This is a genomic window from Myxococcus sp. AM009 (assembly GCF_013372605.1).
Taxonomy (GTDB): domain Bacteria; phylum Myxococcota; class Myxococcia; order Myxococcales; family Myxococcaceae; genus Myxococcus; species Myxococcus vastator.
Window position 1 is genome coordinate 1 of record NZ_JABXEP010000304.1, and the last position, 3159, is coordinate 3159.

Here is a 3159-nt window from a genome sequence, read left to right on the forward strand (position 1 = left end):
AGAGAGGCGGGCTGGTCGGTCATCGGCACCGGATAACAAAGCCCGGATGCTTTGCAATTCGGCAGTTCGCCGGGAGGCCCCAAATGCAAAGGGCCTCACGGTTTCCCGTGAGGCCCTTCGTTTGTTGCATGGTGGAGGTGGACGGGATCGAACCGACGACCTTCGCATTGCGAACGCGACGCTCTCCCAACTGAGCTACACCCCCATGACGGGACTGCTTGCTGCGCCTCCGCGGTTTGGGGCCGCCGAAGTGGGATGGGCTAGTACCGGAGGCCCTTCACGGTGTCAAGCGCAAGCTGCCAACATGGATTCCGGCGATTGACGTGCTGCGTACCGGGTGCCATAAAAACCCCCCTTGTCAGGCGTATCCTTCCCGCCCGTTAAGCTGCCCCCCGTTAATGTCTATCTCCCCTGCGAAGACGTTGAGCCCAGCCGAGCTGGCGAAGCTTGAACACGCTTTTGCCTCCGACCCCTCGTCGGCGGCCTACAAGCCCCTCGCTGAAGCGTACCTGAGCATGGGCCGCTTCATGGAGGCGATGGTCGTCTGCAAGAAGGGGGTGAAGGCCCACCCGAATGCGGCGGACCCCCGCCTCCTGCTCGCCCGCGTCTATGCGGACCAGGGCAAGGACAAGAAGGCGCTGGAAGAGGCGCTCGGCGCCCTTCAGGTGCAGCCCGACGACAAGGCCGCGCTGCGCATGGCCGGCGCCCTGCAACTGAAGACGGGTGAAGCAGAGCCCGGCAAGGCGAACCTCCTCAAGGCCTACGCCGTGGATCCGGGCGACCCGGACACGGTCACGCTGCTCCAGCAGCACAAGATTGAGCCGCCGCGGCCCGCCGCGCCGGCTCCGGTCGCCGCACCGGTCGCGCCCGCGCCGCCGGGCCCGTCCGCCACCCAGCAGTCCGCCGCCGCGCTCTCCAGCGTCGCGTCCGCGGCGGGCACGCAGTCGCCCGCGGCGAAGCCCGTGGCCACCCAGGCCGCGAAGCCCGCGCCCTCCGCGCGCGCGGAGGCTCCCGCGCCGCGCGTCGCGCCCCCGCCGCGCCGGCCCCAGGTCGTCGTGGAAGAGGTGGATGAGGACGAGGACGACGAGCCGGTGTCCCGCCGCCGCGCCTCGTCAGGCGGCAGTGGCGGCAGCAAGATGGTGACGCTGGGCCTGCTGGTGGCCATCCCGCTGTTCGCCATCGGCTATGGCTGGTACTCGGCCAACGCCCGCGCGAAGTCCCGCGAGCTGAAGAAGAGCCTGGATGCGGCCAGCGAGCTGCTCAAGCACGACTCCTTCGACAGCTACAAGAAGGCCGTCGAGGCGGCGGACCTGGCGCTGGAGGTGGACGCCGATTCCGCCGTGGCGCACGGCTACCTCGCCTACGCCTGGGCCATCCGCTGGGGTGAGCACGGCGGCGGTGACGATGCGCGCCGCCAGGCCGAGGAGCACCTGGCCGCGGGCAAGGAGAGCGGCGACCTCAGCTCGCACCTCATCGCGTCCGAGGCGCTCATCCAGACCTACAGCGGCAAGGGCAAGGACGCGCTGGGGCAGCTGGAGGAGAAGGTGAAGGGACTGGACGCGCAGGGCCGCTCCAGCTCGCTGTTGTACCTCACGCTGGGCCTCATCCAGATGAACGCGGGCGACCTGGACCGGAGCCGCGACAGCCTGGACCGCGCGCAGGGCCTGTCTCCGGATGACCCGCGCACCTACGCGAGCCTGGGCGCGGTGTACCGGCGCCTGGGCCAGGACGCCGCCGCCTGGCGGAACTACGACTCCGCCCTCCGGTACGAGAAGGACCACCCGGAGTCGCTGCTGGGCCGCTCCCTGCTGATGCTGGAGCAGGACTCGCCCAACTTCGGGCTGGCCCACACCATGCTCAAGAAGCTGCTGGAGTCCGACCCGCCGCCGTCTCCGCGGCAGTTGGCCGCGGCGCACCTGGCGCGCTCGCTGCTCATCAGCCGCGTGTCGGCGGCCATGGCGGACCTGAAGCCGGACATGCAGCAGAAGCTGGCCGAGGCCACCGCCGTCCCTCAGGACAAGGACAAGGCCCGCTCGGAGATGATCAAGAGCGAGGAGACCGGCTTCTCGCTCGACAAGCAGAACCCGGAGCTGCACCTCATCAAGGGCCGCCGCCTGCTGGCGGAGGGCAACTACGACGCGGCCGTCGAGGAGATTCGCAAGGCCATCCGCATGGACGCCTCGCGCGCCCAGTTCTACGTCGAGCTGGCCAAGGCGCTCATGGGCAAGCAGGGCGGCGAGAAGGAAGCCGCCGAGTCGCTCCAGACGGCCCTCAAGACGATGGGCGACAGCCCGAAGCTGGTGGTGATGCTGGGCAACGCGTACCGCCGTCAGGGCAAGCTGGATGACGCCCTGGCCCAGTACCAGCGCGCGGTGAAGGACCCGAAGGCCAAGAACCCGGAGGCCCGCCTGGCCATGGGCGCCATCTACCGCGAGCGGTCCAAGTGGGACCTGGCGCAGGAGCAGCTGGAGAAGGCGAGCCAGGAGTTCCTGGGGCAGTCGGACCGCGCGGCCATGGCGCTCACCGAGCTGGGGCGCGTGTTCCAGAGCAAGGGTGACGCGGCGAAGGCGGACGAGACGTACCAGCGCGCCCTCAACGCGGACGAGGCGTACTCACCGGCCTACTTCTACTACGCCACACTGCTGGCGAAGGACTCGAAGCAGGGCGCCAAGGCGAAGATGCTGGCCCAGGAGTACCTGAAGCGCGACCCGAGCGGCGAGCACGCGTCCGCGGCCCGTTCGCTGGCGGGCGGCTGAAGCAGCGCGGCTGCCTTCCAGGCGCCGGACAAGCGGGGCTGATGCGCGCGGGCAGTTGAACGCGCGGTCGGCCCCGTTGTCGTGGTTGCCGCCCCCTCCACCCTGACGCTATGCCCGAGGCGCTTGTCTTCCCCGCCGCACCTGGGTGGGTGGCGCAGGTCCGGTGTCGCCCTGATGACTCACGGGGGCCAGCCGGGCGTCCGTCCGCCGGAGCCTCCCAGGGGCGCCGTGTCCTTGCCCACCCCCGGGTGGTGCCTGTATGGGGAAGGCCGTTACCGCGCCGGCAGCGTGTCTGTCGTGCCTACCTCTTGGAGTCTGTGTGAACGCGCGTGCCGAGTCCTTGCCGACAGTCGCGTCCGACCTGATCTCCCTCACCAAGCCGCGCCTCTCCTCCCTGGTGCTC

The 3159-nt window shown here is 69.8% G+C and carries 1 protein-coding gene and 1 tRNA gene; one reads left to right on the forward strand and one right to left on the reverse strand.

Annotated elements, in window-relative coordinates:
• Positions 1-129: 129 nt before the first annotated feature.
• Positions 130-205, reverse strand: a tRNA-Ala gene (locus tag HV824_RS35235).
• 193 nt (positions 206-398) lie between these two features.
• On the opposite strand from HV824_RS35235, the gene HV824_RS35240 reads away from it, so the two are divergent.
• The gene (locus tag HV824_RS35240; RefSeq protein WP_176420637.1) at positions 399-2756 is read left to right on the forward strand and encodes a tetratricopeptide repeat protein; all 2358 of its coding nucleotides are present in this window, start codon (positions 399-401) and stop codon (positions 2754-2756) included.
• The last annotated feature ends 403 nt before the right edge of the window (positions 2757-3159 follow it).